Below are 13965 nucleotides of genomic sequence, written 5' to 3' on the forward strand. Positions count from 1 at the left end.
GCGCTGGGTCTTGCTGCTATCTCGCGTCCTTGCCCCATGGCGTCCGTCCTTTTTTCTTCTTCTGGCTTGTCAACCTCTAGCATGTGGCCCTAACGGGTGTAGTTGTCTCTGGATCGTTGGCTGTGGGGGACCTGGAGATTCTGGGGGCTCGTGTGTATGACTGGCAGGTGCGTGGGTTTATGTCTCCTGATCCGTTGGTGTCGCCGGTGGGTGCTGGTTGGTCTGCGAATGTGTATGCGTTTGTGGGTTTTGCTCCGGTGGGTTTGGTTGATCCGTGGGGTTTGTCTCCGATGACGGCGGGGGAGTTTCGGGAGTATGCTTCTGCTGGTGCAGGTTCGGCTCGGGGTGGTTGGGGCTTGGGTGCTATGGCGCTGGGGCTGGGTCCGTGGGGTTTGTTCGGTGCTATGGGGAGGCAGTCTAGTTCTATCCTGCCAGGAGCAGGATTTGATATAGGAGATATTTTCTCTCAGGCTTCTAGCATCTTGCGCCTTGGCCAGAATGCTCTTACTGGGCTATCTAAGACAGTTCAAGAATGGGCGCAGGCAGCTACCCAGTGGACAAATAGTGCCTTGCAAAAAGCAGAAGTTCTTGCTCCTGTGGTGTGGCAACAGATGAAGCATCAGGTTTCTGCTAGTTGGGAGTCTTTTAAGGATAATTGGCAGTATTGGGTGGCTGGGGCTACAGCTGCTGTTGGTGTGGTTCTTCTTTTTACCCCGCTTGCTCCTTTGGGTGCTGCCATGCTGTTGACTATGACTGCCACTGGTGTGATAGACGTAGGGATGCAAGCATATGAAGCAGATTGGGATTTTTCTCAGGTTGACTATAAAAGGACTTCTTTGAACACTTCTATTGCCGGACTTGCTACTCCTGTGGGTTTTGGTGCTGCTGGGATAGTTGCTAGCCGTGGAGTGGGCATGGTGGGCCAGAGTGTTGTTATGAATTCATCTATTGGCGGTGCTTCGAATGCGATGACATATATGACTGATTCTTCTATTTCGAATAAGAGTCTGGGTGGGCTTTTGGGGCATACGGGCTCTGGTGTTGTCTCTGGTGGTTTGCAGGGGGGGGTGTTGCTTCTAAGATGCAGTTGGGTTTGAATGCTCGTTTTGGTGGGAATGTTCAGCCTGGTCAGCGTGCTGTGCATTTGCCGGTGACAGCTGCTGTTAGTGAGTTTTCTGGTGGATATGCAGGTGGTGGGCTTAACTATGTAGGGCAGGAGATGAGCAACGGCACTTCTCTCAACGATATGGATCCTTTAAAACTGCATAATGAAGCTCTAAAGGGCGGTCTGCAAAGTGGTCTGGCTAGCTATAGTCCTAGTCATTATTCCCCGGTGCGCAGTGTTCCGGTGATGGAGGGTGTGAACTTGGGAACGCATACTGAAGGGTCTGTAGTTTCTCCTTCGTCTTTTAATGCTCATGTGATTACTAATGGTGATGTGCGGTTATCCCCTGTGAAGGGGCAGAAGATTTATACCTTGGGTGGTGAGCTCAACGGTGTGAAGGGTGAGTATCGTGTGGTGACTGAGGATGTAGGTGGTGTTGAGAGTGTTCGGCGTCAGAATTTTGTTCCTGAGAAGTAGGTGTGGTTCATGAAAAAGGTATATAGGTACATCAAGGACAATTGGATTTGGTATTTTCTGGGTTTCGTCATTATAGGAGTTATTTCCTTGCCGGTGCAAAAATACGTGGATTCTCATTACACCAAGGATATTGACTGTACGGTGGTTTCTGCTGAGACCGTTGTGCGTTCAACCGGTTCAGCTGGTAAGCCTTCCTCCTCGGCCACTTCTATCATTGAGACTGAGGAATGTGGGGAACTGAGGTTTTATTCTCCGGTGGTTGATGGTTTGGGTATGAGGGAAGCGACGGATCGCTTAGTGCCAGGTGAGAGGTATAGGTTCGTAGTTAATCGCTTTGATTTTATGCATAGGTACCCCAATGTTCAGGATATTAAGGCTGTGGATGGTTCACCGGTGGATTTTGTGTCCCGGTAGGTAGAGGTCTGACGGTTATCGTTTTTGGATTGTTACTGGTTACAGGGTGCTTGGTGTCTTATTGGGGTACCAGCATCCCTTCCTTCTTTCATCCCCGCGGTGACTGGGTCGGCGTCGTCCTAGCCTGTGACTAGAGGCTTGATATGTACGGGGTCGGAACTAAACCCAGTACATATCAGTGCCCTATGATGTCTCGTGGTGGGTTTTACCAGGTGGGTTAGGCATGTTGTAGGCTGGTGGGGTAACGGTCTTTCTGATATGGCTTGAGGTTATTTCTGGCGATTTAACTCTCATATTTTGCCGCCTAGTGGGTCGTTGTCTAGTTGGTAGGACGCCTCTTATGAATAAGCCTCATTACAGCGCCATTCTTCGCCGGCCTTCCAGCGTTTACACGCGCGAAACAGAAGGGGTGATAGGCTGAAATTCCGTGGTAGATACAAAAGCATCAAACAACGGTAAAGTAACCCGCCAGATCTTCGTCACCGGCGGTGTTGCATCATCTCTCGGCAAGGGCCTTTCGGCCTCATCTCTTGGCCGACTTCTTCGCTCTCGCGGTCTTTCAGTGACCATGCAGAAGCTCGACCCCTATCTCAACGTCGATCCCGGAACCATGAACCCCTTCCAGCACGGTGAAGTTTTCGTCACCGACGATGGGGCAGAAACCGACCTGGATATTGGCCACTACGAACGTTTCCTCGACGAGAACCTCTCCCAGGCAGCCAACGTGACCACCGGCCAGGTCTACTCCCACGTGATCGCCAAGGAACGCCGCGGCGAATACCTGGGCGATACCGTGCAGGTTATTCCCCACATCACCGACGAAATCAAGCGCCGCATGCGCCTGCCAGCCGACGGTGAGAATGCCCCGGACATCATCATCACCGAAATTGGTGGCACCGTGGGCGACATCGAATCCCTGCCCTTCCTCGAAGCCGCCCGCCAGGTGCGCCGCGATGTGGGCCGCCGCAACGTCTTCTTCCTGCATGTCTCCCTGGTTCCCTTCATCGGGCCGTCCGGTGAACTGAAAACAAAGCCCACCCAGCACTCCGTTGCTGCCCTGCGTGGCCTGGGTATTATTCCAGATGGTCTGATTCTGCGCTGTGAACGCGAAGTGCCCGAGTCACACAAGATCAAGATTGGTCATGCCTGCGACGTTGAGCCCGAGGCTGTCATCTCCTGCGCAGATGCCCCCAGCATCTACGACATCCCCAAGACCCTGCACAGCCAGAACCTGGACGCCTACATCCTGGACTACCTGGGCATCGACGCCGAGCCCGTTGACTTCACCCAGTGGGATAAGCTGCTGAGCGCCGTCCACACCCCCAAAACCGAGGTCAACGTTGCCCTGGTCGGCAAGTACATCGACCTGCCCGACGCCTACCTCTCGGTCACCGAGGCCCTGCGCGCCGGCGGCTTTGCCAATGACGCTAAGGTCAACATCAAGTGGGTTGCCGCCGACCTCTGCGCAAGCCAGGAGGACGCCGCCCACCAGCTGCGCGGCATGGACGCCATTCTCGTGCCCGGCGGCTTCGGTATCCGTGGCCTCGACGGCAAGATTGGCGCCCTGCGCCACGCCCGCGAACACAAGATTCCCACCCTGGGTATCTGCTTAGGGTTGCAGTCCATGGTGCTCGAATACGCCCGCAACGTACTCGGTATCAAGGACGCCTCATCCACCGAGTTCGACCCCGAGACCGCCTCACCGCTGATCGCTACCATCGAAGAACAGAAGGCCTTCGTGGACGGCGCAGGTGACCTGGGCGGTACCATGCGCCTGGGCCTCTACCCGGCGACCCTGGCTGCCGGTTCCCTGGCTGAAAGCGTCTACGGGGAAAGTGAGGTAGCGGAGCGTCACCGCCACCGCTACGAGGTCAATAACGACTACCGTCAGCAGCTGGAAGAAGCCGGGTTGGTTATCTCCGGTACCTCTCCTGATTCCTCCCTGGTGGAGTTCGTAGAGCTGCCCGTGAGCGAGCACCCCTACTACATCGCCACCCAGGCCCACCCCGAATACCGCTCCCGCCCCACCCGCCCCCACCCCCTCTTTGCGGGGCTGATTAAGGCGGCGCTTGAGGCCCGCAAGAACGGCTAGTACTGTTCTAAGGTATGCAACAGAATCTCTCGTATGAGGTGGGGGACGCCCCCCGCCTCGACGCCCCGGCGCTCGCCGCGACCCAAGATACAATCGCTGACATCGCCAACCCCCGCTACGTCACCAGCCGCACCACCAAATTTGAGGGCTACGTCTGGGACGTTATCCGCGAGGGCATAGCGCTGGAAGAAGGTGCCGAACCCTTCGAACGAGATTTTCTGTTGCATCCCGGGGCGGTAGCCGTCCTTGCTCTCAACGAGAAGAACGAGGTGCTGCTCATCAACCAGTACCGCCACCCCGTCCGCGCCAACCTCTGGGAAATCCCAGCTGGCCTACTCGACATAGACGGGGAAGACCCCGTCCATGCAGCTGCCCGCGAACTGGCAGAAGAAACCGACCTCCAAGCCGCTCGGTGGGATACCCTCATGGAGTTCTACAACTCACCCGGCGGTATGGGCGAGGCCTGCCGTATCTACCTGGCCCGCGATCTCAGCGCCATCCCCGCTGAGGACCGCGAAGAACGGGTCCACGAAGAATCAGAAATCGTGCAGCGCTGGGTACCGCTCGATGAGGCCGTCCGCGCTGTGCTGGCCGGACGAATCCACAATGCCGCCTCCACCAACGCGATTCTTGCCGCCGACGCCGCAGCCCGCCGTAACTTCGAAACCCTCTACCCGGCGTCCGCCCCCTTCACCGCCCACCCCGCCCTGCGCGAGGCAAACTACCGCGGCGAAATCCGCCCCGCCGAAGGTCTCTAAGGTGGCCCCCAGCGCCCCGGCTGCACCCACCCCGCTCGACAGGGCCATCGAGGCCTACCTCAACCACCTGGCCATCGAACGGGGCCTTGCCGCCAACACCCAGGCAGCCTACCGCCGCGACCTCACCCGCTACAGCACCTACCTGGCAGGCCAGGGCGTGATCGACCCGGGTACGATTACCAAAAAACACGTGCGCGACTTCGCTGCCCACTGCTCTGCCCCGGGCAAGGATGGGGGAGCAGGCCTCGCAGCGAAATCGGCCGCCCGCATCATCAGCGGCGTTCGCGGGGCCCATTCCTTCTGGTACCGCGAAGGCACCACGCCCACAGACCCCGCGGCGACCGTCCGTCCGCCCACTCCCGCCGCCCGTCTGCCCAAGGCCCTGCCCCTGGCCGACATCACCCGCCTGCTTGAAAGCCCCGACCCCGCCACCCCCGCGGGGCTGCGCGATAGGGCCCTGCTCGAATTCCTCTACTCCACGGGTGCCCGCATCAGCGAAGCTATCACCGTGGACATCGACGATATCGTCATTGACCGGCCAGGCTCAGATGAGGCCGGCCAGCTGCCTGCCGTTGTCAGGCTCTTTGGCAAAGGCAACAAGGAACGGGTCGTGCCGGTCGGCTCCTACGCTGCCCGAGCTATTGACGACTACCTGGTGCGCGGACGCCCGGCGCTCGCCTCCCGGGGTAGGGGAGGTGCTGCCCTCTTTCTCAACGCCAGAGGCGGGCGCATCACCCGGCAGGGGGCCTACCTGATCCTCAAAAATCATGCTGAACGCGCGAAAATTCAGGCCGAGATTTCACCGCACACCCTGCGCCACTCCTTCGCAACCCACCTGCTGGAAGGTGGGGCCGATATTCGCGTGGTACAGGAACTGCTGGGGCATGCCTCGGTGACCACAACCCAGGTCTATACCAAGGTCACCGCAGATACCCTGCGTGAGGTCTTTGCAGCTAGCCACCCCCGCGCCCGCTAGATAGAGGAGAGAATACGATGACCCCTTCCGAACAAACAGACAAGACTTCGCCTGATGACGATACTTTTGACGTACTTGTCATTGGTGCCGGGCCGGTAGGTGAGAACCTTGCCGACTACGTCACCCAGGGTGGGCTCAGCGCTGCCCTGATAGAACATGACCTGCTGGGTGGTGAATGCTCCTACTATGCTTGTATGCCCTCCAAAGCGCTGCTGCGCCCCCTGCAAGTGGCGGAAGTCGCCGGGCACCTTCCGGGGCTTACCGGCACCACAGTAAACTCACATGACCTGCTGAAACGGCGCGATGCCTGGGTTTCTCGGTACAGGGATACAGGGCAGATGCGATGGGCAAAGTCCGCCGGTATAACCGTGGTGCGCGGTCACGGTGAGCTAGTCGGTAGGAAAACCGTCAGGGTGACCTCTGCAGATGGGGCAGACCGAACTCTGACGGCGCGAAAAGCCGTAGTTCTGGCAACCGGGTCTCGCGCAGCGGTACCTGATCTCTACACGGGGCTTGAAGCCTGGGATAACAGGGACGCCACCGGCGTGGTTGAGATTCCCCGACGACTCATCATTGTGGGAGGTGGGGTGGTGGCAGTGGAAGCTGCCACCTGGATGACTGCCCTGGGAAGCGAAGTGACCCTGCTGGTGCGCGGACAGCACCTCTTGGGCAGGCTAGGTGCAGAGGTCGAGGGGCTCAGCGATATGATTGCTACGGCCCTGACCGATGCCGGCATCACCCTCCGCTACGGTGCCCGGGTTACGGACGCCCGCCGCGAGGCCCCCAGCGCCACAGGGCTCGGTAGGGTGCACGGTGGGGAAGTTACGCTCACCTTTGATGACGGGCAGACCCTGGTCAGTGATGAACTGCTGCTAGCGACCGGGCGCACCCCTGCCCTAGAAGCGGTAGGGCTCCACACTATTGGTCTTAGCCCGGAGGCGGCCCTGGCGGGTGAGGGGCCCGACTGGCTCCACCTGATTGGGGACGCCGCCGGGCAGGTACTACTCACACACCAGGGTAAATACCGGGCACGGGTTCTAGGGGCCGCCCTCGCCGGGCAGGAAGAGTACGCCCCAGAACAAGAAGCTCCAGTACCCCAGGTGATCTTCAGCCAGCCCCAGGTAGCCCAGGTCGGGCTCACCGCTCCTCAGGCCACCCAACAGGGCCATAGCGTGGTCACCAGCCGGGCCGCCATGAAGGAGGCCGCCGGTACCTCCTTACTGTCTAACCTCAACCGGGGCTTTGCAGAACTAACCGTTGATGCCGACACCGGCGTCCTACTGGGTGCCGTCTTTGTGGGGGAGGAAGCTGCCGAGCTCCTGCACGCAGCCACGATTGCCGTTACCGCCCAGCTACCCGTTAAGCTGCTGCGGCACGCGGTACCTGCCTACCCAACGTCCTCAGAAATCTGGCTGCGTCTGCTTGAAAAACTCCCTAGGGAGCTGCGCTAGTACTGCCAGATAGGTAAATAGCACAAAGTCGGCTGGCTGAGGAACGAGAAGCTTCTCAGCCAGCCGACTCAGCGAGTCGCTGCTAAAGGTGGAGATTAGCTCAGGTGGCGCTCGTCCACACCGTTGTAGGCAGAGAGCGGGCGGATCAGTGAATTCGCTGCGCGCTGCTCCAGGATGTGGGCGGTCCAGCCGGTGATACGGGAAGCCACGAAGATGGGGGTGAAGGTGGGGGTATCAAAGCCCATCAGGTGGTAGGTGGGGCCAGCAGGGTAATCCAGGTTGGGCTTGATCCCCTTAGCCTCGTCCATTGCTTCAGCCAGACCCTGGTAGAGACCGATGATGTCGTGGCGGCCGTAGTATTCGACCATATCGAAGAAGGACTTCTGCATGGTGGGCACACGGGAATCGCCGTTCTTGTAGACCCGGTGGCCGAAGCCCATAATCTTCTTCTTCTCTGCCAGGGCGGCCTCCATCCATGCCTTTGCACGAGCCTTAGCGTCTGCCTGGGACTCACCCTCAATCACACCGATTTCATCAAAGGTGTGCTGCACGGCCTCGTTGGCACCACCGTGCAGGGGGCCCTTAAGGGCACCGATGGCGCCGGTGACGGCTGAGTGCAGGTCTGAGAGGGAGGAGGTAATGACGCGGGCGGTGAAGGTAGAGGCGTTGAAGGAGTGCTCGGCGTACATGACCATGGAGACGTTGAAAGCGGTCTTGACCTCGGGGGCCGGGACTTCGCCGAAGGCCATGTAGAGGAAGTTATCGCAGTAGTCCAGGTCTTCGCGCGGGGCAATGATGCTCTGGCCCCGGCGGCGACGCTGGTCGTAGCAGACTACCGCCGGCATGACTGCAAAGAGTTCCTTGGCCTTGAGCAGCTCGGTTTCGGGAGATAGGTCCTCGCTCTTGGGGTCAGCTGCGCCCAGGAAGGACGTTGCGGTGCGGCAGACATCCATAGGGTGGCAGTCGGTGGGCAGGGCGTCGATGACGGTCTTGAGGGCCTCGGGAAGCTGGCGGTGAGCTCGCTCGAAAGCGGTGAACTCTGCCAGCTCTTCGTTGGTGGGTAGCTCCCCGTTCCAGAGCAGCAGGGCTACCTTCTCAAAGGGAACGGTCGCCAGTTCCTGCACCGGGTAGCCCCGGTAGAGCAGGGAGTTGGTTTCTGCGTTGACCTTTGAGATGGCGGTGTAATCAGCAACTACACCGGCCAGACCTTTTTTGACCTCGTTGTCGCTCATGTCTGTTTCTCCTTGTGCGTTTAGGCTTCGAACTTACCGGGAACCTCGAAGTTGAAGATGCCGGTGTCGAACTGGTTGTAGGCCTCGTAGTCGACCAGGTCGTAGAGGCGGGAGCGGGTGAACATTTGGTCCACGTAGGCCTCCTGGGTGCCATCACGCTCGATGGTTTCCAGGACGCGTTCCATGGCTCCCAGCGAGGAGCGCAGCAGGGTGACGGGGTAGATAATCATTGAGATACCCGCTTCAGCTAGCTGTTCCTTGGTGTAAAGCTCGCTCTTACCGAACTCGGTCATGTTGGCAAGAACCGGCACGTCTACAGCGTCGCAGACAGCCTTGAACTCGTCGAGATTCTTCATGGCCTCGGGGAAAATCGCATCGGCGCCGGCATCGACCAGAGCCTTGATACGGTTGATGGTTTCCTCAAGGGAAGAGGTACCGCGCAGGTCGGTGCGGGCCATAATCAGGAAGTTCTCGTCCCGGCGGGCCTCGGCTGCCGCCTTGATTCGCTTGGTCGCGGTTTCAAGGTCAACCATGTTCTTGTTGTCGAGGTGGCCGCAGCGCTTGGGGTTGAACTGGTCCTCGATGTGGCAGCCTGCCAGGCCATACTCTTCGAACTCCTGGATGGTGCGGGCCACGTTCATGGGCTCACCGAAGCCGGTGTCGGCGTCCACGATAGCGGGCAGATTGGTAATGCGGGCAATCTGCCCTGCGCGCTGGGCTACCTCGGAGAGGGTGGTGAGGCCGACGTCCGGAAATCCCAGCTCGTTGGCCAGCACTGCACCCGAGATGTAGATACCGTCAAAGCCTTTTTCTTCAACCAGGCGGGCTGAGATAGGGGTGTAGGTGCCGGGGAACTGGCGAATCTGGTCGCTGGCCAGCATCTCGCGTAGGTTTTTGCGCTTTTCGGCTGCGGTTTTTGAAGCGTACAGCATTAGAAGATACCCTTCTTGCCGGTTTCAAGGTCGATGGAGGCGGTGATATTGAGGGCGTCCAGCTCACCTGCACCCAGGTTAGCCAGGTTCTCGGCTGCCTCGATGAAGCGGTTCTGCTCTTCTTCAGAGACCTTGCCCTCGGCCAGCTTGCGGAACTTGCCGATGTAGTCCTCGCGGGCGAAAGGACGGGCGCCGAGCGGGTGGGCGTCCGCCACAGCGATTTCTTCGCTGAAGGTCTCGCCGTTAGCCAGCTTGATTTCAACGCGGCCACCGAAGGCCTTTTCTGCGGGGTCGTTGGAGTGGTAGCGGCGGGTCCACTCGGCGTCCTCTGCGGTGGTGACCTTGTGCCAGAGGGCTACGGTGTCTTCGCGCTGGGCACGCTCGGGGGCGTAGGAGCCGACGTGGTCCCACTCGCCGTCCTGCAGCATAACGGTGAAGATGTAGGGGATGGAGTGGTCCAGAGTCTCGCGGGTAGCGGTGGGGTCGTACTTCTGGGGGTCGTTGGCGCCAGAGCCGATGACGTAGTGGGTGTGGTGGGAGGTATGCAGAACAATCGACTCGATGTTCTCGGGGTTGGTGAATTCGGGGTGTTCGCGGTGCAGCTTGCGGGCCAGGTCAATCCATGCCTGGGCCTGGTACTCCGCGGAGTGCTCCTTGGTGTAGGTGTCGAGGATTGCTCGCTTGGGCTCGCCGATTTCGGGCAGGGGCACTTCGTAGTGGGCGTCGGGGCCGTCCAGCATCCAGGCGATGACGCCGTCCTCACCTTCGTAGATCGGCACGGGGGAGGTCTGGCCGCGCATAGCGCGGTCGACCGCTTCAACTGCCATCTTGCCTGCAAAGGCGGGGGCGTGGGCCTTCCAGGTGGAGATTTCGCCCTTGCGGGACTGGCGGGTAGCGGTGGTGGTGTGTAGGCCCTGACCGATGGCCTGGAAGATGGTTTCGGTATCCAGGCCCAGCAGGGTGCCGATGCCAGCGGAGGCGGACGGGCCGATGTGGGCTACGTGGTCAATCTTGTGCTTGTGCAGGCAGATGGCCTTGACCAGGTCGACCTGGACCTCGTAGCCGGTAGCGATGCCGCGAATCAGGTCGCGCCCGGTGGAGCCCACGTGCTGGGCTACTGCCAGAATCGGGGGAATGTTGTCGCCGGGGTGGGAGTATTCGGCAGCCAGGAAGGTGTCGTGGTAGTCGAGTTCGCGCACTGCCACGCCGTTGGCCCAGGCTGCCCATTCGGGGGAGACCTTGGTGCTGGCGGGGACGCCGAAGATGGCTGCGCCATTGCCGTTGGGGGAGTGGGCGTGGGTGAGGGCCTGGTCGCGGGCGGAGATGATGGGGCCGCGGTTGAGAGAAGCGATAGCGACAGAGGCGTTGTCGATAATGCGGTTGATGACCATCTCTTCGACCTCGGGGAGCACCTCAACGGGGTCGGTGGCTACCTGGGCGAGCTTGTAGGCGAGCTGGTCTTCGCGGGGCAGGTTTTCTTCGGACTTATAAACTCGAACGGAGTGCAGCTTGGTCACTGATGTTTCCTTTCAGGTTGTTCCTACCGGCAGCGGCGCCGGTGAGGGGATTCTTAGGCTGTTGGTTCTGGATGGTTGAAAAGACTGTGTTGGCTCTGAGAGGCTGCGGCCTCTTCGATGGCGTAGAGCGCGTTGGCCAGGTGCAGGCGGGTAGCGGCTTCAGCAAGCTGCGGGTTGCCGGAGGCGATGCAGCGGGCAATCTGGGCGTGCTCTTCAGCCGCCTGCTCTAGCCGGATGGGGTTGGCTTTAGAAAGCTTGCGGATGCGGGTGAGCTGGGTGCGCAAGGACGTCTGTGCTTGGTGCAGGTAGCGGTTGTTGGCTGCCGCGTCGATCGCGGTATCGAGCTCATCCACTAGGGAGTAGTACTCCGCCAGTGAGGCTTCTCCGCGGTGCAGGGCGAACGATGCCTCTTCAAAGGCCTGTGCCAGCTCTTTGAAGACCTTGGAATCACCCCGCCGTGCTGCAAGTGCTGCCGCAGTGCTGTCGAGCGAGGTGCGTAGCTCAAAGAGGGCGTACACATTCGCTAGAGAAATCGGTGCAACGATAACGCCGCGGCCCGGTGCCGGTTCGGCAAGACCCTCGGCGAGAAGGCGGGATATAGCTTCGCGGACGGGGGTGCGAGAGACCCCCAGACGCTCTGACTGTTCTACCTCTGCAATCACAGAACCGGGAGCGAGCATTCCCTCCATGATGTCGCTGCGCAGGCTCTGATAGGCCAGTTCACCAGCTCTCATTCGCTCTCTCCTTTCACAGTTTTGTGATGTGTTGCACTGAAATTGGCGGTTGTGACCACTCTAAAACACCGACCCGAGTTTTGTATACAAAAGGGGGAAATTTTTCGGACTATGCGTGAAATAATGTGTCATTTTCATCAGTTTCACAAATTTCTGTATACAAAACCTTGCCAAATGTGACCCCTCGCACTAGGTTGGAGTCACTCCCTCATGACAACCCACCACCGGCGTCCGTAAAGGAGCACCCCACATGGCAACATACGCTGACACCTACACCCGCAGCATCGAAAACCAGGAAGAGTTCTGGCTAGAGCAGGCACAGGCCATTAGCTGGTCAACCGAACCAACCCGCGCCCTCGATAGCGATGCTGCCCCGCTGTACCGCTGGTTCCCCGACGGCACCCTCAACACCTGCTACAACGCCGTTGACCGCCACGTAGAAGCCGGCCACGGCGATCGCACCGCCATCACCTACGACTCAGCCATGCTCGGCACCCGCCAGAACATCACCTACTCAGAACTCAAAGGCGAGGTAGAAAAAATTGCCGGGGCGCTCGCGTCCGCCGGGGTCGAAAAAGGCGACCGCGTACTCATCTATATGCCCATGATTCCCCAGGCTGCTATGGCCATGCTGGCGGTTGCCCGCCTGGGCGCCGTGCATTCGGTGGTCTTTGGTGGCTTTGCCCCCAACGAACTGGCTAGCCGTATCAACGACTGCTCGCCCACCGTCGTCCTGACCGCTTCTGGCGGTGTGGAACCTAAGCGTCGTATCGAATACATCCCAGCGGTTGAAAAAGCCATTGAGCTTTCTCAGACTAAGCCATCAACTGTTGTGGTTTTTGAACGTGAAGGCTTTGAGAATTCCGTGGCCGATGCGGCTGCTCGGGCTGAAGCAGGCTCCACCGGGGTGACCTGGCTGGATTGGGGGCAGGCGGTGGCTGCTGCCGACCCCCATGCCCCGGTTGAGGTGAAAGCGACCGACCCCCTCTACATTCTCTACACCTCGGGCACTACCGGCTCACCCAAGGGCGTTGTGCGCGATAACGGTGGCCATGCCGTGGCGCTGACCTGGACTATGAAAAACATCTACAACGTGGGCCCCGGCGAGGTGATGTGGTGCGCCTCGGACGTTGGCTGGGTAGTGGGCCACTCCTATATCGTCTATGGCCCCCTTCTGGCAGGGGCAACCACCGTGCTCTATGAGGGTAAGCCCGTAGGAACCCCGGACGCTGGTGCCTTCTGGCGCGTCGTCCAAGAATCTGGTGCCAAGTCCCTCTTTACCGCTCCCACCGCCCTGCGAGCTATCCGTAAGGCTGACCCTGAGGCAGAACTGCTGGGTAACTACGATATTTCCTCGCTGCAACTACTCTTTGTGGCAGGTGAGCGTCTTGACCCCGAAACCTACCACTGGGCCACTGAAAAGCTGGGCGTGCCCGTCATTGATAACTGGTGGCAGACCGAAACCGGCTGGGCCATTGCTGCTAACCCCCGCGGTCTTGAAGCCCTGCCGCTGAAGCCCGGTTCCCCCTCTGTGCCCTCACCCGGCTACAACCTGCAGGTACTCGACCCCTTCGGTGAGCCCGTCGGCCCCGGCGAAGAGGGTAACCTGGCCATCAAGCTACCCATGCCCCCGGGTACCCTGCCCACCCTCTGGGGGAACGATGACCGCTACATCTCCTCCTATCTGGATGCCTTCCCCGGCTACTACACCACCGGCGACTCTGGCTACATCGACGAGGACGGCTATGTCTTCGTCATGGGGCGCACGGATGACGTCATCAACGTATCGGGCCACCGCCTCTCAACCGGTGCTATGGAACAGGTACTCGCCGGCCACCCTGCTGTCGCTGAGTGTGCTGTGATCGGTGTGGCTGACCAGCTCAAGGGCCAGCGGCCCGCCGGCTACGTGGTGCTCAAAGCCGGTGCCGACATCACCGAAGAGCAGCTGGCTGCCGAACTCATCGCCAGCGTGCGCAATGACATCGGTGCGGTAGCCGACTTCAAGGACGTCAAGATTGTGGACGGCCTGCCCAAGACCCGCTCCGGCAAGATCCTGCGCAAGACCATGCGCCAGATTGCCGACGGCGAGCAGTACACCGTGCCCTCCACTATTGAAGATATGAGCGTGCTGGACGATATCGCTAAGGTGCTGCGTAGCTAACTCATAAGGGGCTTCGCAGGCTCACAGTGAGCGTGAGCCTGCGGAGCCTCCTATGAATAAGCCTCTTGGTTAGCCTGGTAGGGGTTAGAGGCGCGATCTGGGTAGGGCTGGTTGCC

12 protein-coding genes are annotated in these 13965 nt (G+C 59.8%); 8 read left to right on the forward strand and 4 right to left on the reverse strand.

Annotated elements, in window-relative coordinates; translation table 11 throughout:
- The first annotated feature begins 152 nt into the window (after nucleotides 1-152).
- The 7 genes from L7A20_RS07685 to L7A20_RS07715 all read left to right on the forward strand — a co-directional run bounded on the left by L7A20_RS07685 (nucleotide 153) and on the right by L7A20_RS07715 (nucleotide 7273).
- Entirely contained in the window at nucleotides 153-1097 is a 945-nt protein-coding gene (locus tag L7A20_RS07685) for a hypothetical protein (protein ID WP_237195200.1), read from the forward strand.
- Nucleotides 1094-1582, forward strand: coding sequence for a hypothetical protein (locus L7A20_RS07690; RefSeq protein WP_237195201.1), 489 nt, complete (start codon nucleotides 1094-1096; stop codon nucleotides 1580-1582). The genes L7A20_RS07685 and L7A20_RS07690 overlap by 4 nt, the downstream gene beginning before the upstream one ends.
- A gap of 9 nt (nucleotides 1583-1591) precedes the next feature.
- Nucleotides 1592-1996: a hypothetical protein gene (locus tag L7A20_RS07695; protein WP_237195203.1), complete on the forward strand. Its 405-nt coding sequence runs from the start codon at nucleotides 1592-1594 to the stop codon at nucleotides 1994-1996.
- A 427-nt stretch (nucleotides 1997-2423) separates the two neighbouring features.
- A complete protein-coding gene (locus L7A20_RS07700) occupies nucleotides 2424-4088 on the forward strand; it encodes a CTP synthase (RefSeq protein WP_237195204.1) in 1665 nt (554 codons plus the stop codon).
- 14 nt (nucleotides 4089-4102) lie between these two features.
- Entirely contained in the window at nucleotides 4103-4846 is a 744-nt protein-coding gene (locus L7A20_RS07705; protein ID WP_237207237.1) for an NUDIX domain-containing protein, read from the forward strand.
- Nucleotide 4847: 1 nt separating this feature from the next.
- The gene (locus L7A20_RS07710) at nucleotides 4848-5822 is read left to right on the forward strand and encodes a site-specific tyrosine recombinase XerD (RefSeq protein WP_237195206.1); all 975 of its coding nucleotides are present in this window, start codon (nucleotides 4848-4850) and stop codon (nucleotides 5820-5822) included.
- Between the two features lie 17 nt (nucleotides 5823-5839).
- Nucleotides 5840-7273, forward strand: a complete 1434-nt coding sequence (locus L7A20_RS07715; RefSeq protein ID WP_237195207.1) for a dihydrolipoyl dehydrogenase family protein — start codon at nucleotides 5840-5842, stop codon at nucleotides 7271-7273.
- A 95-nt stretch (nucleotides 7274-7368) separates the two neighbouring features.
- Here the strand turns inward: L7A20_RS07715 and L7A20_RS07720 are convergent, their stop codons facing one another.
- The 4 genes from L7A20_RS07720 to L7A20_RS07735 are packed head-to-tail and all read right to left on the reverse strand — an operon-like array spanning nucleotide 7369 to nucleotide 11688.
- Nucleotides 7369-8505, reverse strand: coding sequence for a bifunctional 2-methylcitrate synthase/citrate synthase (locus L7A20_RS07720; protein WP_237195211.1), 1137 nt, complete (start codon nucleotides 8503-8505; stop codon nucleotides 7369-7371).
- A 20-nt stretch (nucleotides 8506-8525) separates the two neighbouring features.
- Nucleotides 8526-9437: a methylisocitrate lyase gene (gene prpB / locus L7A20_RS07725; RefSeq protein ID WP_237195213.1), complete on the reverse strand. Its 912-nt coding sequence runs from the start codon at nucleotides 9435-9437 to the stop codon at nucleotides 8526-8528.
- On the reverse strand, nucleotides 9437-10954 hold the full coding sequence (locus tag L7A20_RS07730) for an MmgE/PrpD family protein (RefSeq protein ID WP_237195217.1): 1518 nt from the start codon (nucleotides 10952-10954) through the stop codon (nucleotides 9437-9439). The genes prpB and L7A20_RS07730 overlap by 1 nt, the downstream gene beginning before the upstream one ends.
- 53 nt (nucleotides 10955-11007) lie before the next feature.
- On the reverse strand, nucleotides 11008-11688 hold the full coding sequence (locus L7A20_RS07735; protein WP_237195219.1) for a GntR family transcriptional regulator: 681 nt from the start codon (nucleotides 11686-11688) through the stop codon (nucleotides 11008-11010).
- Nucleotides 11689-11938: 250 nt separating this feature from the next.
- Here L7A20_RS07735 and L7A20_RS07740 point away from each other — a divergent pair, with 250 nt between their 5' ends.
- Nucleotides 11939-13849, forward strand: a complete 1911-nt coding sequence (locus L7A20_RS07740; protein ID WP_237195220.1) for a propionyl-CoA synthetase — start codon at nucleotides 11939-11941, stop codon at nucleotides 13847-13849.
- The last annotated feature ends 116 nt before the right edge of the window (nucleotides 13850-13965 follow it).

Origin of the sequence: Rothia nasimurium, assembly GCF_928381415.1 — a bacterium.
GTDB lineage: Bacteria > Actinomycetota > Actinomycetes > Actinomycetales > Micrococcaceae > Rothia > Rothia nasimurium_H.

Bases quoted from the DNA above. Each gene is read 5' to 3' on its own strand.
- prpB (WP_237195213.1), bottom strand. From the start codon at position 9,437: ATGCTGTACGCTTCAAAAACCGCAGCCGAAAAGCGCAAAAACCTACGC.
- L7A20_RS07720 (WP_237195211.1), bottom strand. From the start codon at position 8,505: ATGAGCGACAACGAGGTCAAAAAAGGTCTGGCCGGTGTAGTTGCTGAT.
- L7A20_RS07740 (WP_237195220.1), top strand. From the start codon at position 11,939: ATGGCAACATACGCTGACACCTACACCCGCAGCATCGAAAACCAGGAA.
- L7A20_RS07735 (WP_237195219.1), bottom strand. From the start codon at position 11,688: ATGAGAGCTGGTGAACTGGCCTATCAGAGCCTGCGCAGCGACATCATG.
- L7A20_RS07705 (WP_237207237.1), top strand. From the start codon at position 4,103: ATGCAACAGAATCTCTCGTATGAGGTGGGGGACGCCCCCCGCCTCGAC.
- L7A20_RS07695 (WP_237195203.1), top strand. From the start codon at position 1,592: ATGAAAAAGGTATATAGGTACATCAAGGACAATTGGATTTGGTATTTT.
- L7A20_RS07715 (WP_237195207.1), top strand. From the start codon at position 5,840: ATGACCCCTTCCGAACAAACAGACAAGACTTCGCCTGATGACGATACT.